This is a genomic window from Bradyrhizobium sp. IC4059, from assembly GCF_020193615.1.
Classification (GTDB): domain Bacteria; phylum Pseudomonadota; class Alphaproteobacteria; order Rhizobiales; family Xanthobacteraceae; genus Bradyrhizobium; species Bradyrhizobium yuanmingense.
Genome location: NZ_JADYVH010000036.1, coordinates 1 through 1,231, shown reverse-complemented (window position 1 = coordinate 1,231; position 1,231 = coordinate 1). Strand labels below are relative to the sequence as shown.

General features: G+C 66.3%; 1 protein-coding gene. It reads right to left on the bottom strand.

The features are described 5' to 3' along the window. On the bottom strand, positions 1–1,231 hold a 1,231-nt coding region (locus I6F12_RS36965; RefSeq protein WP_225158540.1), incomplete at both ends, for a mannose-1-phosphate guanylyltransferase/mannose-6-phosphate isomerase.

Genomic DNA, 1,231 nt, shown 5'->3' with positions numbered 1-1,231 from the left:
ACCTGCGCCGTGCCGCGGACCACGATCCAGTGCTCGGCACGATGATGGTGCTTCTGCAGCGACAGCCGCCCGCCCGGCTTCACCACGATGCGCTTGACCTGGTGGCGCTCGCCATTGTCGACGGATTGATAGCTGCCCCAGGGCCGGTGCACCTTGAGATGCTCTTCGGTGACTTTCGGCGCGACCGACTTCAATTTCGTCACGAGGCGCTTCAGCCCGTTGGCATCCTTCTGCCGCGAGACCAGCACCGCGTCCGCGGTCGCGACGACGACGAGATCGTCGACGCCTTCGAGCGCGACCAGCGCGGAATCCGTGGTGACGTTGCAATTGCGGGAATCCTCGAACACGGCGGTGCCGTGCGCGGCATTGCCTTGCGCGTCCTTCTCCGACAGCTCCCACACCGCATGCCATGAGCCGACGTCGGACCAGCCGCACGACACCGGCACGACTGCGGCGCGCGAGGTCTTCTCCATCACCGCATAGTCGATCGAGATCGCCTTGGCCGCGCCGAACGCCTCGGGCTCCAGCGTGACGAAGCCGAGATCGCGGCCGGCATTGTTGACGGCATTGGTGACGGCCTCGACGCTTGCCGCATCGACCCTGCGATATTCGTCGAGCAGCACGCTTGCCGGAAACATGAAGTTGCCGCTGTTCCATAGATAGCCGGAATTGACGTAGTCGGAGGCCTTCACCGCGTCCGGCTTCTCGACGAAGCGCGCAACCGCCTGCACCTCGCCCGCGATCACGTCGCCCGGATTGATGTAGCCATATTCCGTTGCCGGCCGCTCCGGCTTGACGCCGAAGGTGACGATGCGCCCGGCATTCGCGGCGGTGAGGCCCTCGCGACAGGCGGCGACGAAGGCGGCATTATTCTGCACGACGTGATCGGCGGCGAGCGCGAGCACGATCGCCTCGCTGGCGCGGTTCTGCGCGAACACCGCGCCGGCCGCGATGGCAGGGCCGGAATCGCGCCGCATCGGCTCGAGGATCACGTCGGCCTCGATGCCGATCTCGGCGAGCTGCTCCAGCACCATGAAGCGATAGGAGGCGTTGGTGATGACGATCGGCCGGTCGAACAAAGAGGGCTCGGACACGCGCAGCAGCGTGTCCTGGAACGTCGAGCGCGTGCCGAACAGCGGCAGGAACTGCTTGGGCCGAACCTCGCGCGAAGCGGGCCACAGCCGCGTGCCGGCACCGCCGCACATGATCAGGGGGATTATGCGTTTGTCCA